Consider the following 17,613-nt stretch of genomic DNA (forward strand, 5'->3'; position numbering starts at 1 on the left):
AGCTAGGAGTTTGAAAAATTCTGCCAGCGTCGATTAAATTCCACAAAGGAATCCAGTAGTAAGCTGTATTTTTCTTCGGTGTTTTCCATCTCTGCTAAAGTATGACAGCAAGCTTCGAGGGTTGAAAGCTGACCTTTCTTGGGGGCTTTGCGTATCTTATATTGTGATTTCTCAAAGTCACTTGGGCTGACTTTGGGGAGTTTTTGCAACACAGGGTTTAATTGCAGAATCTTGTAGGCTTTTTTCCAAGTGCCATCGAGAACCCATAGTCGTGTTGTCTGCTCTGGTTTTCGACTCGACGATTTGCCACTTCCTTTTTGACTTGGGTTTTCAAGCTCAGGATAGAGCAATAGGTCATAATAGCTTTCATTGCTTAACTCTGTTTCCAGGTCCGGGAAACGCTCCCCCTGCCAAGTTTCGATATTCTCTAAGCTAAGCTGTAACAAAATGGCACTACCCTTGGGGTGCTTGGCTTCCTTAGGGTGCTGGAGTAGATGGACTTTGACATGATTGTCTATCTTATGGGCCAAATCACAAATGCAGTTAGAAGCAGGGCGGTGGCAGCTCTGGCATGTTTTTCGTTTCGTGCTATTGCTCTGATTCATCTTGTCGCTGCGTTAGTTAATACCACTGAAGTTGCCCAGCTTAAGAAAGCGGCTTTATATGCTACCATAGCTCTAGTCCACTAAGTTTAAATGAGAAACGCGGAAGTACTGAATAAATTATGGAAATGCTCGCCTTCATTCAGCTCGTCGATGCGCTGGCTCTAGTTTGGTTATTAGGGTGCTGGTTTGCTTACACGCGCTTCGCAAAGCGTAAAGCTAAAACCACAGATTGTTTGGCATCTGTATTACATCGCTATCGCGTAGATTGGATGGAACATTTTCTTAGGCGTGAACAACGAGTGGCAGATGCGGCGCTGTTGGCGAATATCGAACGAAATGTGAGCTTTTTTGCGTCCACTACCTTACTGGTGTTGGCGGGTTTGGTGACGGCTCTTGCGGCGGCTGATAAAGTTCAATTGACCTTAGAGTTATTGCCGTTTACCTCCCCTTCGACCACTCAAGAGTTAGAGCTTAAGTTCGTCATATTGATTGGTATATTTATCTATGCCTTTTTCACATTTACTTGGTCGCTGCGTCAGTTTGGCTTTGTATCAGTATTGTTAGGCGCCGCGCCGCAATATAGTGAAGACAATGAAGATGTTTCTAAGCGCTATGCCAAATACACCGCCAAGGTCTTAGATCAAGCGGGGCATAGTTTTAACTATGGCCTGCGTTCCTACTACTTTGCCTTGGCTAGTATGGCTTGGTTTATCGATGCTAGGTTAATGGTATTGTCGGTGTCGGTGGTGATCTTTGTATTGTACATTCGCGAGTTTCGCTCAAGTAGTTTGAGTGCGATGCTTAGCATTGATGAGGATGAAAAGATCTAAGGCTTTTTAGCGCCGCCCGTTGAATGTAGGCTGTTACGGTCAAATTGATAACTACTGTGCAATTAGCTTGAGCTTCTCCTTCCGGCTCAGTTGCTTGATAGCATACTCTCTCTTCGCAGCACTGCTCTTGTCGTGAGGGTACTCTATCCACGCTAGCTGTGAAGGGCTGCGGCTGCGAAAGAACTTTGCGCCCTTGCCGCTATTATGTTGTTGCCAGCGGCGCAGCAAATGGTTGGTAATGCCAGTGTAGAGACTGCCGTCTTGGCACTCAATGATGTATACCCACCAGGGCTCATCATTCACCATCATTGAGCTCTTGAATTAATAAGTCTTTGGCTTGATTTAGCATAGCGGCCAGATAGTCGCTGCCACCTTGATCAGGGTGGTTTTTTTGCATCATTTTGCGGTGCGCCTGAACGATCTCTTCACGACTGGGTTGCTCGCCAAGATTGAGAATTTGCAAGGCTTTTTGGCGATCCATCTCACTTTCACTGGATACTTCCTGGCTGCTGTTCTTAGCGTCCATTTCATTGAGTTTGCGTTGCATAAACCAAAGCGCAAACTGGCGTATAAAAGGTACACTTAATGCCATTAAGCCGCCAATCCAGTGCAGCCTGCCCGTTAATGCCATGCCGACGACTATGGCTACGGTAAGCCATAATAGCCAGCCAGTAATCAGCCTTTTTCGATCCGCTTTAGGGGTGCTTATAAAACGGTTACGCAGGTACCAAGCCAAGAAAATAAGGGCTAAGAGAATAATCAGCTTTGCCATGGCTTTAGCTTCCTATTGATAGTGAATACAGATTTTGGAATTTTGCCCTAACTATGGATTAAAAACTAGGGCACCTCTGAATAATGCAGGTTTTGCTCAGCGGAGCCCTGAAGCGCTTAGCTACTAGGCGCGCTTCGCCGGCAATGGCCGTAGCCCTTGGCAAGGAGCGCAACAACGTAGATGAGCGCTTCAGGGTCCGCCCTTTGGGGCTTCACGTCAATCTCGTACTCTTCGTTGCTCCTTTTCGACAGGCGACCGGCCTGCCTTCAAAGAAGCGCCTCGATCACGACATTGACGTGAAGCCTGAGCTAATCTGTATTATTCAGAGGTGCCCTAGGGTTCTGAAGAGGGGAGTCGGTTTTAATTAGCTAATTGCACAGCTGAGGAGCATCATGTGACTCAATTATGTACCGCTGTTTACTTTGCTTCTTTTCAAAAGAGCTTTTTAGCAGTAGGGTTTTATTGATCTTTAGAGCTCTTATTGGGAGTAGGAGGGCTTGCAAGCCGAACACAGTTACGACCTTCACGCTTGGCTTTGTAGAGAGCTTGGTCGGTAGCATTCAATAGATCTAGCGGCTGATGGTCTGGGCCTGGAGTAAGTCCGCATACACCTAAGCTAATGGTTATGGAAAGCTCAGCGTCCTGATAATTAATGGTCTCTTGTTCAACTTTTTGCCTAAATTGCTCAGCTAAAACTCCGGCTTGTGTTGTGCTGCTATCACTGAGTATGACAATAAACTCTTCGCCACCGTAGCGACAGACAATATCGCTGCCTCGCTTGAAGTGTTCTTGTAAAAGTCTGGCGATTTGGCGCAAAATTTTGTCACCCGCTGAATGGCCATATTCATCATTGATCTGCTTGAAATGGTCGACATCGATGAGCATCAGACACAGGTTTTTCTGGTCTCGACGGGAACGTTGCCATTCAGCAATAAACTGACGGTCAAAATACATACGGTTAAATACAGAGGTTAAACCATCAGTAACTGATAAAGCCCTTAATTCCTGATTTACTTTGGTAAGCTCTTGCTGCGTGCGTAAAAGCTCTTGGTTTTTTAGGTGCATGTCAGCGGTACGCTTTTGTACGGCGTCGCTCAGGCCCTGGGAAAGCCTTGAGGCGAGTCTACTGGCTCTGGCAAGTTTCTGGCTCTGGTTTAAACCTTGGGCCACAACTAGGAAGACAAGAGCAGCAATTAGCATTCGGCTCTCTTCAATAAAACCGAGATATTCGGCAAATTCGATCGGAATGGCGACGAGCAGTGGGCTGATGTACAAAGTTACGCGGCGAGCATACATTAGGCGACTGCGCAGTACTTGTCGTAATAAATACAGTACGAGTAAATATTGGACGGCAGCATATACCACCAAAAATATAATCAACTCACGGCTATACTCGGCGGGCAGCAAATAGAAGGGCAGGCTACAAACAATTGCGATCAATAAATTGCCGGCAATAAAGCGGTGTGTAAAGAAATGGACTTTAAAACTGTGGTGAATGAAACCTAGCGCTAAAGCACCACCAAGTGTGATAGCGCTATATAAAAGGCCAACACTAAATCGATAATTGCTATCAATAGCCTTTTCTGGGTTTAGATAAAAAAAGTTACCCAAGCTCGCTTTCGCCAAGGCAATGAGTACCGCCGCACTGCCAATCCAAAGATAGGAGCGGTTGCGACTACCAGCAATTGAAGTACCAATGGCATAGAGGCCAAAGCTTAAAATGATCGCTACGATAAAGCCCTGGCTAATATGCTGTAACTGCTCTAACCGCTGAATGGATTTGCTTTGTGCAATTATAGGAGCTTGGCAGAGCCCAGGATTTGGGCTGTTGTGCCCAGCGATATGGACAAGTAGTTCATAGTTTCTGCTGTCTTCTTGCAGTGGCAAGAAGGTATAAAAACGCCCCAATTCTGCTCGGTGATTCTGGGCTGTGGCAGCAACCTCTCCAACGTTTAACAACGGCTTTATTTCATCTGCTGAGCTGCCGAGCGGATAAAAAAACACGCTTGCACTGTTGCATACATTGCCGAGGCTAAGGCTGAGGCTTTGCTGATGGTGATTTTCAGGCAGTTTCAGACGCAGTCGATAGCTACCGATGTTTTGACGATTTCCGAGTAAAAGCTGCTGCCCAGAGAAATAATGTGGTAATTGAACTTGTTTTTGGGGGGCTCCCTTGAGCCTAGTTCCTGGCTGCAAGAGTTGATTCGGATACCATTGCCAGTGTTGATCTAACTTAATAGCGCGATAATCCCAATTGCTCAGATCAAGCTCTTCAAAGGGTGTTGTAATGGGGTAGCTTTGTGTAGAGGGTACTTTGCCAAACGGTTGCATAGTAGCCAAAATGGCGATGAGTATTGCGACCAGCAATGGCCATAAATCCCTTACCATTATGCTATTGATCCGTATATGGCCCTTTAGGCATGGTGATTATTTGAGCAGGCCCGAATAGTGTCATGTCATGCTTGTGGATACAAGATTAAAGTGTGTGCTATTTCACAATCAAGACAGCTAGGGCATCTAAGGCAAAAGGCGTCAGGGTTCTTTGTTTAGCAGCTAGTTTTAGCTTAGTAGTTCCAGATTCAGTCCAAGTGCCCTAATTTGCTCTTGCTCTTGTTTTAGATTTTTTTGCGTCAGTGGATGTTGATCCAAGTTTTCGACTTTCAGCTTAATAGTATTGCCATCTTGCTGTAAATGGACCGCAAGACTTAAATCCTGACGTTTTCTGTGAAGCAATATGGCTAGTCGAAGGCATAACACGCAGGCACCTAGGTTTTTAGGTAAATTATTTGCCAGCGTCTGTGGGAGCTTTTTACGATGAAGGAGTAGCAGCTGTGCCAGCCAATGTTGTTCTAAGCGGCTAAACCCAGCCATATCGCTATGGCGAAGTATATAGTGACCGTGAAGATGATAATCGTTATGTGCAATGGTTAAGCCGATTTCATGCACCATGGCGGCCCAGTGCAATAGCTTATGTGGTTTAATGAGCTTATGGTATTCCTCCTCTAGCTCAAGCTCCTGCAGTAAGCCCTGGGCAAAGCGACTCACTCGTTCAGCCTGGGCAACATCAACGCGATATTGTTTGCTCATTTTGCCAATAGTTTGGTCACGAATATCCTTTTCACTCAGTCGGCCAACGATATCGTAAATAAGCCCCTCTTTGAGGGCTGCATCAGAAACATGCATGCTGTCGATGTCGAGTTGGTCAAAAATTGCCTTTAAAATGGCGATACCAGCTGGTAAAACTTCTCGACGTAGTTTGGCAAGCTCTCCTTCACTGCTAATACCGTCATTGCCTACATCGATAAAGAGCTGATCGAGACTAGCGCGATCGATATAGGCGTTATTACCATCAAGATAGTTTGCGACAGCTTTAACTGTGCCTGAGGCGCCGAAACATACGTCCCAACCACACTGTCGGTAGTTACTCGTGATTACTTCGAGTTCGGAGCAGGCGGCGAGATAGGCATTGCGCATAGCTTGCGGGCTACAGCCGTCTATAAAGTGTTTTTGACTAAAGGTTACACAGCCTAAGCTCAGGCTTTCGAGTAATAACGGGGTTTGTTGGTAACCAATAATAAATTCAGTACTGCCACCACCAATATCAACGACTAAGCTTTGGCCCTGTTGCTGAGGAATCGAGTGACTAACACCTTGGTAGACCAGGCGTGCTTCTTCATAGCCTGAGACAGTTTCAATGGGATGACCTAGTGCATCTTGCGCTATTTTCAGAAACTCACTGTTATCGGCACTGCGCAATGCTTTGGTGCCAACGGCGCGCACGCTGGATGCTGGAAACTCTGCTAAACGTTCACGAAAGCAGGCTAGACAGTCCAAGGCTCTTTGCTTAGCATCTTCGGCTAACTCCCCATCACTGCTGATGCCTCGGGCGATTTGAACCATCTCCTTCACACGATCTATTACCGTCAGGCTACCTTCTAATTCCTGGGCGATAATCATGTGGAAGCTATTGGAGCCTAAGTCAATGGCAGCATAGTAGCGGGGGTCATTCATAGTACAGCATTGCTTTGATCGATATAGAGATGCTTAGGATACTTTGCCCCAAAGCATTTGGCTATGGCCTGCACTATGAGACCTTGCATAGCGGGCATTCCGATAATTTTGAGTTGATCATTTTTAAGGCTGATTGTTCACGGCTTGTTATCTTTTATCAATAAGCACTTAAGTGCTAAATGCAAGCTTTGGCAGGCCTAGTTAATGCCGCTAAATGTGTTACTCTACGGGCCGCAGTTTTGATGAATGAAATGGCGGGCCGGCTTTGTGATCGTGCCCCCTTAAAAATAGAAAAACAAAAAGTTAATCGATCACCACAAACGCCCATGGCGCATACAGTTAATTATAAGTGGTGACCCGTAGTTTATTGGAGTTACTTTGGCTGAGCCATTGCACAAGCGATCTACAGCAGTTTTTTCGCTTACCCTAGGCAGTGTTATTTTATGCCTGGCTTTGCTGTTGACTCTATTAAGCAATAACGCATTTAACTCCCACCGTGATAACCATCAGCTAAGTAGTGCCGCAGCCTTGGCACAGCAGACCCAGCTCAATGAAATTGAGAGTCTACGACAATTAATTAAGATCAGTTCTGCGCTACTAGATTCAAGTAGCGAGCGTTTTAAAAACAATATTCTCTCGCAAGCTACAGATACTTCTCGTCTGAATGAGCTGCTGATCCAATTGCAGGACGGTAGGGCTGTGAGTAAAGCATTTCTTGTCACAAATGACTACACGGTGGTACTGCCAAAAATCCTTGCTGGACGGCCGCTGCATGAGCAATTAGATGGTGCGTTTGTGAATGGTTTTTCGGGGCCACTTAGCGAATCAGTTCTGACTGATGGCGATCAGGGCTTATTGTTTCAAGCTCTAAAGCAATCTAGCACTGAGCCCCAAGCTATCGCTTTGTTGCTGTCAATGAATCAACTTGAGCAGCATTCCGCAGAGTTAATTGTGTTGCCAGAACTGGGCATGGATTGGTGGGTGTTCTTATTGATGTTTGCTTTATGTTTGGCCGCAGTAGCGTACTTTTCTTGGGTTCTATCCCGTAGCGAAAACGCTTCCTTGGCGACGCTTAATCGCTATGCCAATACCTTGGCTGAAGGTGATTATTACTCGACCCTCAAGCTCAATAGCAAAGATCCTCTGCGGGGCATGGCCGCGTCATTGCAAAGCATTGGTGAGCAACTGCATGAGCAACAGCGCCGCTTAATTCGTTTGAGTTATCGAGATAGCTTAACGGGCTTGGCAAATCGACATCAGTTTTTTAAGTGGTTAGCAGAGCAGCTTGATCGCAATAAACAAAGTGGGCATCCGTTTGCTCTGTTATTCATCGACCTGGACCAATTTAAGCGTGTTAATGATTCTTTAGGGCATGAGGTTGGTGATGAAATTTTACTCGAGGTAGCGGGGCGTCTTCGGCAAGTTATTACGGGTTTTTATCATGACTGTGGCGAAGATGAGCTGGCGTATTTGGCGCGTTTTAGTGGTGATGAGTTCGGTATCATCCTACCGCAAATCGATGGCGGTCATGATGCGATTGTTTTAGCCCAGCGAATTCAGGCGGTAATGTTAGAACCGTTCCACAACGGTGATCATGTTTTGCATCTGGGTGCGAGTACTGGCATTTGTCTTTGCCCTGAAGATGGTAAAACACCTGCCCTGCTGTTAAAAAATGCTGAAATGGCGATGTACCAAGCGAAGTCTTCGGGACCCAACAACTTTCAGTTTTTTGCTGAGTTTATGAGCATCTCTGCCATCAAGCGCTTGAATGTCGAAGTAGAGCTTCAGCGAGCTATTGAAAACCAAGAACTACGTTTGTTTTATCAGCCCAAGTTCGATGTCCAGCGCCGCCAAATGGTGGGCAGTGAAGCCTTACTAAGATGGCAGCATCCACAACGTGGACTTATCGGGCCTGACTACTTTTTAGAAGTTGCCGAGCAAACCACCTTGATTGCTCAAATTGGCCGCTGGGTAACCCATGAGGTTTGCCGTCAGCTTGATGAGTGGCAGGGGAGTGATTTGGGTCATCTGCCAGTTGCCCTTAATATTTCAGCGGCCGAGTTTCAGCTGCGCGATGTTGTCGCTGATCTCCGCGATAGCATAAATCGCTATCAGCTAGACCCTAAACTGTTACAGATGGAAGTCACAGAAACGACCATTGCTAGCCAAGAAGAGAAGGTAGGGTGTGATCTGGCCGCAATTCGCCGACTGGGAGTGAAGGTCTGGATCGATGATTTTGGCACTGGCTACTCTTCTCTGGGCTACTTACGTCGTTTCTCTGTTGATGGGGTTAAAATCGATCGGAGCTTTGTTCAAGAGGTTGCTGAAAACCCCGCAGATGCGGCGCTATGCAGTGCGATAGTCGCCATGGCCAGCCAGCTTCATCTCGACGTGGTCGCCGAGGGGGTAGAGGCTCGTGAGCAGTTTAATTTGTTGCTGGAATCTGGTTGCTCCCAGGCCCAAGGCTATTTTTATGCTCGGCCAATGTCCCCAGATGTATTACAGAAACAAGCTGGGCAGCTTATCCAGCTTAGCGCTAGTCAGGGTTCTCTTGTTAGTGACTCATCTCAGTTTAAACCAAGCCAAAATAAGGCCTCAGACTACTGTATCTGAGCCCCTTCCTTTTTCGACTCATACAAAAACTAGCCGCTTATGCCACTAGGCTTTGCCCGGAGCCCATTTTTTGGGACAATAGGCCTCAACTAGCCTGATATATCCTCACAATGACTGTACCTATTTCCAGCAATACTCCTGGTCCTATTGCCGCACCAGATCTCTTTTCTTATCCCAAGTACTGGGCCGAGTGCTACGGCACGGCGCCTTATTTGCCTATGTCCCGCGAAGAGATGGACCAACTGGGCTGGGACAGCTGCGATATTATCATTGTGACTGGTGATGCCTATGTCGATCACCCAAGCTTTGGGATGGCCGTTATTGGCCGCTTCTTAGAAGCTCAGGGCTTTCGCGTAGGGATCATTTCTCAGCCTGATTGGACCTCGGCCGAGCCTTTTAAAGCCTTAGGTAAGCCCAATCTGTTTTTTGGTATTACTGGCGGCAATATGGACTCTATGATCAACCGTTATACGGCTGATTTGAAGGTTCGCAATGATGATGCTTATACCGCCGATGCGGAGCCTGATAAGCGCCCAGATCGAGCGGTGATTGTATATAGCCAGCGCTGCAAAGAAGCCTATAACGATGTGCCTTTGGTACTTGGTGGTATCGAAGCCAGTTTACGTCGTATCGCGCAGTATGATTACTGGAGTGATGAAGTTCGCCGTTCGGTTATCTTTGATGCCGCGGGCGATATTCTATTGTACGGAAACGCCGAGCGAGCATTGGCCGAGGTGGCACACCGCCTAGCTGCGGGTGAGCCCGTCGCGGAGCTGGATGATGTGCGTGGCACGGTGGTTATGCGTAAACAGCTGCCACAGGGCTGGCTAGAAATTGATTCCACTCGAATTGATTGGCCAAAGAATATTGAAAGCTTGGCCGAAGCTTACGGCAAAAGCCCGTACGATTATGAAGAGCCGAGTGGCTGTGCTGTCGATAAACAGCCAGCTCCAGAACAGAAAGCTGAAGCGGCCGCTGAGCCTATTCGTATTATCCCTATGCCCTTACAGGCCGAAGCTCGAGAAAGCGATAAGCCTTCCTATATCCGTTTACCTTCTTTTGAAAAAGTAAAATCGGATTCAGCGCTATACGCCCATGCTTCAAGAGTACTTCACCAAGAAGCTAACCCACACAATGCAAGGGTACTGGTGCAGCGTCACGGCAAGCAAGAGTTATGGGTAAACCCGCCGCCGATTCCATTAAGTACAGAAGAAATGGATGCGGTATTTGGCTTGTTCTTTCAGCGCAGGCCGCATCCAGTTTATGGCGATGCCAATATCCCAGCCTACGAGATGATTAAAACCTCGGTAAATATTATGCGTGGCTGCTTTGGCGGCTGTAGCTTCTGTTCTATTACCGAGCATGAAGGCCGAGTTATTCAAAGCCGATCGCAAGAATCTGTAGTGCGTGAGCTCGAAGATATTCGCGATAAGGTGCCAGGCTTTACCGGACAAATCTCTGATTTGGGTGGCCCAACCGCCAATATGTATCACTTAAACTGTAAAAGTGATGAGATTCAAGCCAGCTGCCGCCGCTTATCTTGTGTATTCCCCGGCATTTGTAAAAACTTAAAAACCTCCCATAAGCAGACCACCGAGCTTTATCGCAAGGCGCGGGCAATACCAGGTATTAAAAAAGTCGCGATTGCCTCGGGGTTGCGTTATGACTTGGCGGTTGAAGATCCTGAATACGTGAAAGAGCTGGTGACTCATCATGTTGGGGGCTACTTAAAAATTGCGCCAGAACACACCGAAGACGGGCCGCTCAATCAAATGATGAAGCCTGGTATCGGTACCTATGATGCCTTTAAGAAAATGTTCGATAAATATTCGAAAGAGGCAGGCAAAAAGCAGTATTTAATCCCTTACTTCATTGCTGCACACCCAGGCTGCGAAGATGAAGATATGTTGAACTTGTCGCTTTGGTTAAAGCGTAACAAGTTCCGTGTCGATCAGGTGCAAACCTTCTACCCATCGCCAATGGCTTTGGCGACAGCGATGTATTATGCCGAGCGCGATCCGCTGAAAAAGCTCAGCTACAAAGGACGCAAGCTTTACGTACCCAAAGATTACAAGCAGCGTCGATTGCAAAAGGCTTTGTTGCGTTATCACGATTCTAAAAACTGGGATTTACTGCGCGAGGCGGCCCGAGAAATGGGGCGCGAAGATGTTATTGGTGATGGGCCAGAGCACTTGATTCCCTCACGTAATCAGCCAGTGCGTGGTCGCGGTGGGCAGCGAGCAGGGCAAGGCCGCGGACAATATCAAAAAGCTCGTGGTGGTCAGTGGGATAAACGTTCTGCAGGGCCAGGTAAGAGTGGCGGACAGAAACGTTCAGATTCTGGTGAGCGCCCTGCGGCTAAGAAACCATCGGGCTCTACGAATTCAACTAGAAAGCCGAACAAGTCTAGGCCAAATAAGAAGCGTTAGAGCTTTCATCAAACTGACATACTAATGCTTATTATAGGGTAGGTATTTTCCTAACGGGCTTTGCCTACCCATGATAAGTCTTCCAGCTGCGGTCTTTTCGATTTCACTGCGCAAAGATATCGTAATCTTGCTTCTTGCTACGCTGCTATTGCTCGCGGGAAACGGCTTGTTAGAAACGAGTGTTAGCTATCGCACCTCGCTCTTGAGTCAATCTTCACTGTTAACAGGCATTATTATGGCCTGTTATTACAGCGGCTTTTTAGTGGGCAGTTGGTATGGTCCTTCCTTACTCAAAAAATTTAGCCATCAGGCTTACTTAGGCGTTGCGGCTTTCTTCTTCACTCTGGCAATCAGCCTGTTAGGGTCCGTACATTTGGCGACTGCAGTGGCCTTACTACAGTTTTTTTGTGGGCTATGTATCGCCAGCATCTATGTTACTGTCGAAAGCTATATCAACTCACGCAGCTGCAGTAATAGTCGGGGGCGGTATTTCTCTTACTATATGGCGGTTTGGTATATTGGCGTAGGCTGCGGACAGTTACCTTTGCTGTTTAATAGCGGTTTTTACAGCCACTTCTTTTACGTTGCTGCTTGTTTGGCTGTGCTGGCTTTTGTTCCTTGGTTTTTTTGGAAGCCAGTACAGGCCTATAGATCTAAATCTCAAAAATTATTTGAATCTTCTGCCGAGATAAATTTCGTCGGTTTGCTTAGTTTGGACCCAAAACCCTATTTCGTTTCGCTTATTTCGGGACTTATGATTGGGGTATTGTTTGGCATGGGGCCGGCATTTGGGGAGCAATTCTTTTCGAACAGTTATACCACGTCCAAAATGATTTTGGCCTTTGTCATCGGCGCCTTATTAATGCAGTTGGCTCTCACCTTGGCCGCACGTTACTGGGAGTCTAGTCGCTTACTGTTGATGCTATCTTGTGTTGGTGTGCTCGCTGTTATTAGCTGTGTTTGGGTGACGAGAACGGCAACCGGGACGAATAATTTTATAAACTTGCTGCTACCTTCGCTGATGCTGGGGGCTTCATGTCTACCCGTGTATTCCTTGGCAGTGGCTTTGGCGCAGGATAAAGTGCAACACAGCTCGCCTATTACCGCTAGCGCTTTGATGCTGCTATGCAATGGCCTTGGTTCCATTATCGGCCCTATACTGGCGGGTTATTGCATGCAGCATTGGGGCCATCATAGCTTTTATGTTAGCCTGCTTTTGTGTCACTTGTTACTTATGCTGTGCTTTTTAGGCGTAGCCACTCGCAAAAAACTCAGTAGCCTATCGATAGGTTCGGCCTAGGATATAGATTGTGCCCAAAGTTGGAATGGAAAAACTACGTCGCCGGCAATTGATAGAGGCGACAATTAAAATTGTTGGTGAGCATGGTTATGCTGACACCACCATCAGTAAAATTGCCAGCGAAGCTGGGCTTTCGGTAGGCATTATTTCCCATTACTTTGGTGGCAAAGATGAACTCCTTCAAGCCACCATGTGGCATCTGATGTGTGATCTGCAACAGCAAATGGTGGCTCGCCGTAGTCGTTGCGATCAAGCGCTGGACCGTATCAATGCAACCGTAGAAGTTATTTTCAGCGCTGAGCAAAGCGATGTTTATGTCGTAAATGCTTGGTTATCGTTCTGGGCTCAAGTGCCGTTCAGTGAAGCCTTGTTTCGCTTACAAAAAGTTTATGAACGCCGCTTATTGTCCAATCTTCGTTATGATTTATCGCAGCTATATGATCGTCGAACGAGCCTTGAGGTCGCCAGCACCTTGGCTGTACTAATCGATGGCTACTGGCTGCGCTCGGTATTGGCCGCGGTAGATCCAAGCCCAGCAATCGCTAAAGATCTGCTAGCCAAGGCTTTGCCCTAGCCAAAGTGAAAACCATCTTTTAAGAGCATCGAGGCTATGTTTCCAGCTTTTTTAGTTGTAAGTAGACTCAAAACTAGCCCTATCGCTCACTTTCTCTGGGCGCGATAAAAGCTTCATCTTTTTGTCATCCAATTGTCATCCCCCAGGTTTAAATTTTCCTCAGATTTTTATTGAATAGGTGTTCAATAAAAATATTTTTGGGGGGATGAAGCGCCCATTTCAATTAAAAGTGACAATATAGAGGATTCAGCAATGCGTTTTACTACCACGGGCAAGCCGCGTTTGCCGATGTTTTTACATTGTGCCTTGGCCGCTGCTATTTCAGCAGCCGCAGGCAGCGCCGTAGCGAGTGACAGCATCGAAGAAGTTATCGTTTTAGAAAAGCAGGTTTACAGTAATAACCTGGTTTCAGAGGGAATGCAGCAGCAACAATCCAGCATTACTAGTGTTAACTCAGTAATTGATAATCTACCTGGGGTTACCGTAAACGAAGGTGATGTGTACGGCTTTGACGATTGGTCAACAGCTATTACTATTCGTGGTTTCACCACCAACTTATCTGAGCAGCAAGTAGGTACTACCATCGATGGTATTCCTAACGGTGGTTCAAACTACGGCGGTGGCGCAAAGGCTAACCGTTTTGTCGATCCTATGAATTTAAGCGGTGTTGAAGTATCTCAAGGTACGGCTGATATTGCATCACGCTCTCACGAAGCCTTGGGTGGTACACTAAATTACCTTACCGATGCTCCTCTTGAAGAACAACGTATCCGTATTGAGGGCTCAGTAGGTGAGCAAGACGCTCGACGTGTAGCGGTGCGCTTCGATACCGGTTTAATGGGTGAAGATACCTATGCGTGGATTTCCTTTGCTAAGCAAGAGGCGACGGACTGGGTTACGGAAACGGCTGAAAATGAGCGTGAGCACGCTGCCGCCAAACTGGTTTCTAATGTTGCTAATACAGAGATCAGTGCATACATCTCTTATGATGAAATTCATGAAGATAACTATCAGCGTATCTACTCTGAGGCGCAGTTCAATCAATTGCCTTATGAAGATGGTTTGACCGGCCCATGGTCAGGCGTACCATTTGAAGATCAGTTGTATCGCCGTGGTTGGTCAACGAATCGTGAGAACCTATTGGGCTATGTAAAATTCGATAGTGAAATCAGCGAAGATTTAAACATTGTAACGTCCTTGTACCATCATAAGAATGCCGGTCGTGGTGATTGGTTGCCGCCTTATTTGATCAATGCTACGGATGATCAAGGTGGTAATACTGAATTTCTTGGCGGTACGACGGCGGCACAGGCTGGCATAGACACCAGTGATCGTATTTACTTTGTAGATGCTGATGGTAATGCACTGAGCCCAGATCCAAACTGTACGCCGAGTTACACGGTTAATAACTGGTATGGCGTCCCTGCTGCCACAGCATCTGCACAATACGATCCTTCTTGCTATGCCGATGGTGCCATCCCTGTGATGTCATTCCGTAACACGCATTATAAAAAATCACGCAGTGGTCTGGCTGTGGACCTTACTTGGGACATGCAGCTTGCTGGAATGGATAACGAGATTCGTGCCGGTGTTTGGTACGAAGACCAAGAGCGCGATGAGTATCGTGACTGGCATAGTGTCGATACCCGTGTGGGCTTTGTTTATAACCCGCAGCCATACTTTGTGCAGTACAGCCGTACTTACCCACAAACCACTACCAAGTGGTATTTACAAAATAGTTTAAGTACCGGTCCTGTTACCTTTACCCTAGGTGTGAAGCAATTTTTTGTTGAGGTTGAACGTGAAGATCACTTCGACTCGAGCTTAAACGCGAAGATAGATTCTGATTCCGATGTATTGCTATCAGGTGGCTTAGTTTGGGAAACCGATATCGATGGTTTAGAAATATTCGCCGGTTACGCTGAAAACTTCCGAGCGCTGAACGACCTAGTATTAGAGCGCCCAGCAGCTGATATCGATGGCCTAGAACCAGAGACTTCAGAAAACATGGAGCTTGGTTTGCGTTACAGCTCTGGCGATATCACCGCATCAGCGGTTTACTTCCAAAACGATTTTGAAAACCGCATCATCTTTTTGGATAACAGCACTACCGCTGGCCCTGACTTTGCCATTGGCACTAACGGCACTTTCTTTAATGCCGGTGGTATTGAAGCGAGTGGTCTTGAGTTATCAGTAGATTACGCGATGAACGATCAGCTTAATCTGTTTGTAGCCTATACCTACAACGATGCCACTTATCTTGGGTCTGGCGATGCGGCTGTTGATGCTAGCAATGGTATTGATCCTGGCAATGATGTAGCCGGTATTCCTGAAAGCCAATTTGCGGCGAGCGTAGATTGGACTAGCGATATGTTTTATGCGGGTATCTCAGCTAAATACACCGGTGATCGCTTTGTGAATCAGAGCAATAGCTGGACGGCCGATGCCTATACAACAGCCGATCTTTATGTGGGTGCGCGCTTGGATAATGTTGCAGGCTTCGCCAAAGGCGCTAATGTGAAGCTGCTTGTTAACAACGCTTTCGACAAGCAATATCTTGGCACCATCGCTGAGAACGCTGCTTGGTTAGGCGGACCACGCACTATTTCTTTATCAGCTACTCTGGATTTTTAAGAGTCCCTTATATGAGGCCTTCGGGCCTCTTTTTTTATTTGATTTAGGTTGTTTGTTATGCGATTCCCTCTCTCCCGTCGCCAATTATTAGCCGGTGTAACGGCAGCGTCCGCTCTTTCGGTAGTGGGTTGTACTACTGAAAATAAAAGCCGCTCAGCGGCAAGCTCTTTCCAGCATGGTGTAGCCAGCGGTGATCCGGATCACAATAGCTTGGTTATCTGGACTCGAGTGAGCACGGACAAAGATTTTGAAAACGTGAGTTGGGAAGTCGCCAAAGATATAGATTTCAATGATATTGTTGCCAGTGGCAATCAAACGACGAGTGCCGAGCGTGACTTCACGGTTAAAGTGCTGGTGAATAAATTGCTACCGGGCAACCGTTATTTCTATCGCTTTAAAACCGCTGCTGGTAGCTCAATGATTGGTCGTACAAAAACGCTGGCTAGTGGGCATGTTAGCAAGCTAGGTTTGGCGGTTGCTTCTTGCTCTAACTTTCCGTTTGGTTACTTCAATGCCTATGATGCCATTGCCAAAGATGAGCAAGTTGATTTGGTATTGCACTTGGGCGATTACATCTATGAATATGCTGAAGATGGTTGGGGCGGTAATGTAGGTAAAGAAATAGAGCGCGTGCATCTGCCTGCGCATGAAATTGTTTCCTTAGAAGATTATCGTCAGCGGCATGCTCAATATAAAACTGATCATGGTTCACAGCATATGCACGCGGCTCACCCGTTAATTCCAATCTGGGATGATCATGAGACGACGAATAACCCGTGGATGAATGGTGCGCAAAACCACCAGCCAGGAACCGAGGGTGATTGGTCCAATCGTCGCAGCGCTTCCCTACAGGCTTATTACGAATGGATGCCAATTCGTGAGCCTTCCATCGGTATGAGTAGGGCCCAGTACTGGCGTAACTTCAGCTATGGTGATCTGGCCGATATCATTACTTTGGAAACGCGTCATACCGGACGTGCCTTGCAAATTGATTATGCTGAGCACTTACCAAAAATTAAAACGGCGCAAGATCGTGATCGTTTTATGCAGGAAGTGCTTGCGGCCCCAGAGAGAAACATGCTCTCAAAAGATATGGAGTCTTTCCTCGATAAATCTCTGCGTAACTCTGTGTCTGAAAAACGCCGCTGGCGCATTATTGCCAATCAAATTCCCATGGCTCGTACGCATGTCCCCAGTTTAAAACATCCATTTTTTAACGACCTAATCAAAGGTTTAAGCAAAAAGGACCCAAGCGATGCGGTTGCAGAAGAATGGAAAGTGATGGGGCGCGTAGGTGAGTTGGACTTGCCGTTTTATCTTGATACTTGGGATGGCTACGGGGCGGCTCGTGAACGTTTTTATGATTTGTGTGCTGCTGCGGGCGCCAAAGACCTTTTAGTACTCACGGGTGATAGCCATGCCTATTGGCAAAATCAGCTCTTTAATCAAAAGGGTGAGCGCATGGGGGTAGAAATTGGTACTACTGGAATTAGTTCGCCAGGTGACTTTCTGCGTTTAGGTATTGAGGGAGCAGAGCTGCTTGATAATTTGGTAGCTGAGCATAACCCTGAAGTGATTTACACCGACAATCGCTATAACGGATATGTGCGCGTTGTGCTGGATCACGATAAGGCGGCCACTGAGTTTGTGACGGTTTCAACAGTGCTAAAGCCAGAGTACAAAACTGAAGTTGTTCGTAGCTTCAATGTGGTTAACGATCAGGAAAGCCTTAACTATACTTCTTAATTGCCACTGTTAATTGGCATTCTCAATTGGCAGCACTAAACCGTATTTCGGGGTAGCTACTCAGCTGCCCCATCTTCTTACTTCTGGGTCGTTTAAAAA

The 17,613-nt window shown here is 46.8% G+C and carries 12 protein-coding genes; 7 read left to right on the forward strand and 5 right to left on the reverse strand.

Features of this window, described 5'->3' with window-relative positions; translation table 11 throughout:
* Nucleotides 1-2: 2 nt before the first annotated feature.
* Nucleotides 3-605: a tRNA-uridine aminocarboxypropyltransferase gene (locus tag Q1A08_RS11730; RefSeq protein ID WP_299773070.1), complete on the reverse strand. Its 603-nt coding sequence runs from the start codon at nucleotides 603-605 to the stop codon at nucleotides 3-5.
* Nucleotides 606-724: 119 nt separating this feature from the next.
* On the opposite strand from Q1A08_RS11730, the gene Q1A08_RS11735 reads away from it, so the two are divergent.
* Nucleotides 725-1,435, forward strand: a complete 711-nt coding sequence (locus Q1A08_RS11735) for a DUF599 domain-containing protein (protein WP_299773072.1) — start codon at nucleotides 725-727, stop codon at nucleotides 1,433-1,435.
* Between the two features lie 51 nt (nucleotides 1,436-1,486).
* Here the strand turns inward: Q1A08_RS11735 and Q1A08_RS11740 are convergent, their stop codons facing one another.
* The 4 genes from Q1A08_RS11740 to Q1A08_RS11755 form a co-directional block, all read right to left on the reverse strand.
* Entirely contained in the window at nucleotides 1,487-1,744 is a 258-nt protein-coding gene (locus Q1A08_RS11740; RefSeq protein ID WP_299773073.1) for a GIY-YIG nuclease family protein, read from the reverse strand.
* Complete coding sequence (locus Q1A08_RS11745) at nucleotides 1,731-2,207, reverse strand: hypothetical protein (RefSeq protein ID WP_299773075.1); 477 nt, start codon at nucleotides 2,205-2,207, stop codon at nucleotides 1,731-1,733. The genes Q1A08_RS11740 and Q1A08_RS11745 overlap by 14 nt, the downstream gene beginning before the upstream one ends.
* A gap of 459 nt (nucleotides 2,208-2,666) precedes the next feature.
* Nucleotides 2,667-4,595, reverse strand: coding sequence for a GGDEF domain-containing protein (locus Q1A08_RS11750; protein WP_299773077.1), 1,929 nt, complete (start codon nucleotides 4,593-4,595; stop codon nucleotides 2,667-2,669).
* Between the two features lie 171 nt (nucleotides 4,596-4,766).
* Nucleotides 4,767-6,218, reverse strand: coding sequence for a Ppx/GppA phosphatase family protein (locus Q1A08_RS11755; protein WP_299773079.1), 1,452 nt, complete (start codon nucleotides 6,216-6,218; stop codon nucleotides 4,767-4,769).
* 378 nt (nucleotides 6,219-6,596) lie between these two features.
* Between Q1A08_RS11755 and Q1A08_RS11760 the strand changes: the two genes are divergently transcribed.
* The 6 genes from Q1A08_RS11760 (at nucleotide 6,597) to Q1A08_RS11785 (ending at nucleotide 17,514) form a co-directional block, all read left to right on the forward strand.
* Nucleotides 6,597-8,831, forward strand: coding sequence for a bifunctional diguanylate cyclase/phosphodiesterase (locus tag Q1A08_RS11760; protein ID WP_299773081.1), 2,235 nt, complete (start codon nucleotides 6,597-6,599; stop codon nucleotides 8,829-8,831).
* Between the two features lie 110 nt (nucleotides 8,832-8,941).
* Complete coding sequence (locus Q1A08_RS11765) at nucleotides 8,942-11,260, forward strand: YgiQ family radical SAM protein (RefSeq protein ID WP_299773083.1); 2,319 nt, start codon at nucleotides 8,942-8,944, stop codon at nucleotides 11,258-11,260.
* A 70-nt stretch (nucleotides 11,261-11,330) separates the two neighbouring features.
* Nucleotides 11,331-12,560: an MFS transporter gene (locus Q1A08_RS11770; protein WP_299773085.1), complete on the forward strand. Its 1,230-nt coding sequence runs from the start codon at nucleotides 11,331-11,333 to the stop codon at nucleotides 12,558-12,560.
* Nucleotides 12,561-12,570: 10 nt separating this feature from the next.
* Nucleotides 12,571-13,134 carry a transcriptional regulator BetI gene (gene betI, locus Q1A08_RS11775; RefSeq protein ID WP_299773087.1) on the forward strand — a complete coding sequence of 188 codons (564 nt, stop codon included), beginning with the start codon at nucleotides 12,571-12,573 and terminating at the stop codon, nucleotides 13,132-13,134.
* Nucleotides 13,135-13,386: 252 nt separating this feature from the next.
* Nucleotides 13,387-15,768: a TonB-dependent receptor gene (locus tag Q1A08_RS11780; RefSeq protein ID WP_299773089.1), complete on the forward strand. Its 2,382-nt coding sequence runs from the start codon at nucleotides 13,387-13,389 to the stop codon at nucleotides 15,766-15,768.
* Nucleotides 15,769-15,825: 57 nt separating this feature from the next.
* Nucleotides 15,826-17,514: an alkaline phosphatase D family protein gene (locus Q1A08_RS11785; RefSeq protein ID WP_299773091.1), complete on the forward strand. Its 1,689-nt coding sequence runs from the start codon at nucleotides 15,826-15,828 to the stop codon at nucleotides 17,512-17,514.
* Nucleotides 17,515-17,613 lie beyond the last annotated feature (99 nt).

Origin of the sequence: uncultured Pseudoteredinibacter sp. (genome assembly GCF_947500695.1) — a bacterium.
GTDB lineage: Bacteria > Pseudomonadota > Gammaproteobacteria > Pseudomonadales > Cellvibrionaceae > Pseudoteredinibacter.

Excerpts from the sequence above, each read along its gene's own strand:
- Q1A08_RS11780 (WP_299773089.1), top strand. The coding sequence starts at position 13,387 with ATGCGTTTTACTACCACGGGCAAGCCGCGTTTGCCGATGTTTTTACAT.
- Q1A08_RS11755 (WP_299773079.1), bottom strand. The coding sequence starts at position 6,218 with ATGAATGACCCCCGCTACTATGCTGCCATTGACTTAGGCTCCAATAGC.
- Q1A08_RS11770 (WP_299773085.1), top strand. The coding sequence starts at position 11,331 with ATGATAAGTCTTCCAGCTGCGGTCTTTTCGATTTCACTGCGCAAAGAT.
- Q1A08_RS11730 (WP_299773070.1), bottom strand. The coding sequence starts at position 605 with ATGAATCAGAGCAATAGCACGAAACGAAAAACATGCCAGAGCTGCCAC.
- Q1A08_RS11745 (WP_299773075.1), bottom strand. The coding sequence starts at position 2,207 with ATGGCAAAGCTGATTATTCTCTTAGCCCTTATTTTCTTGGCTTGGTAC.
- Q1A08_RS11740 (WP_299773073.1), bottom strand. The coding sequence starts at position 1,744 with ATGATGGTGAATGATGAGCCCTGGTGGGTATACATCATTGAGTGCCAA.
- Q1A08_RS11735 (WP_299773072.1), top strand. The coding sequence starts at position 725 with ATGGAAATGCTCGCCTTCATTCAGCTCGTCGATGCGCTGGCTCTAGTT.
- Q1A08_RS11765 (WP_299773083.1), top strand. The coding sequence starts at position 8,942 with ATGACTGTACCTATTTCCAGCAATACTCCTGGTCCTATTGCCGCACCA.
- Q1A08_RS11750 (WP_299773077.1), bottom strand. The coding sequence starts at position 4,595 with ATGGTAAGGGATTTATGGCCATTGCTGGTCGCAATACTCATCGCCATT.
- Q1A08_RS11785 (WP_299773091.1), top strand. The coding sequence starts at position 15,826 with ATGCGATTCCCTCTCTCCCGTCGCCAATTATTAGCCGGTGTAACGGCA.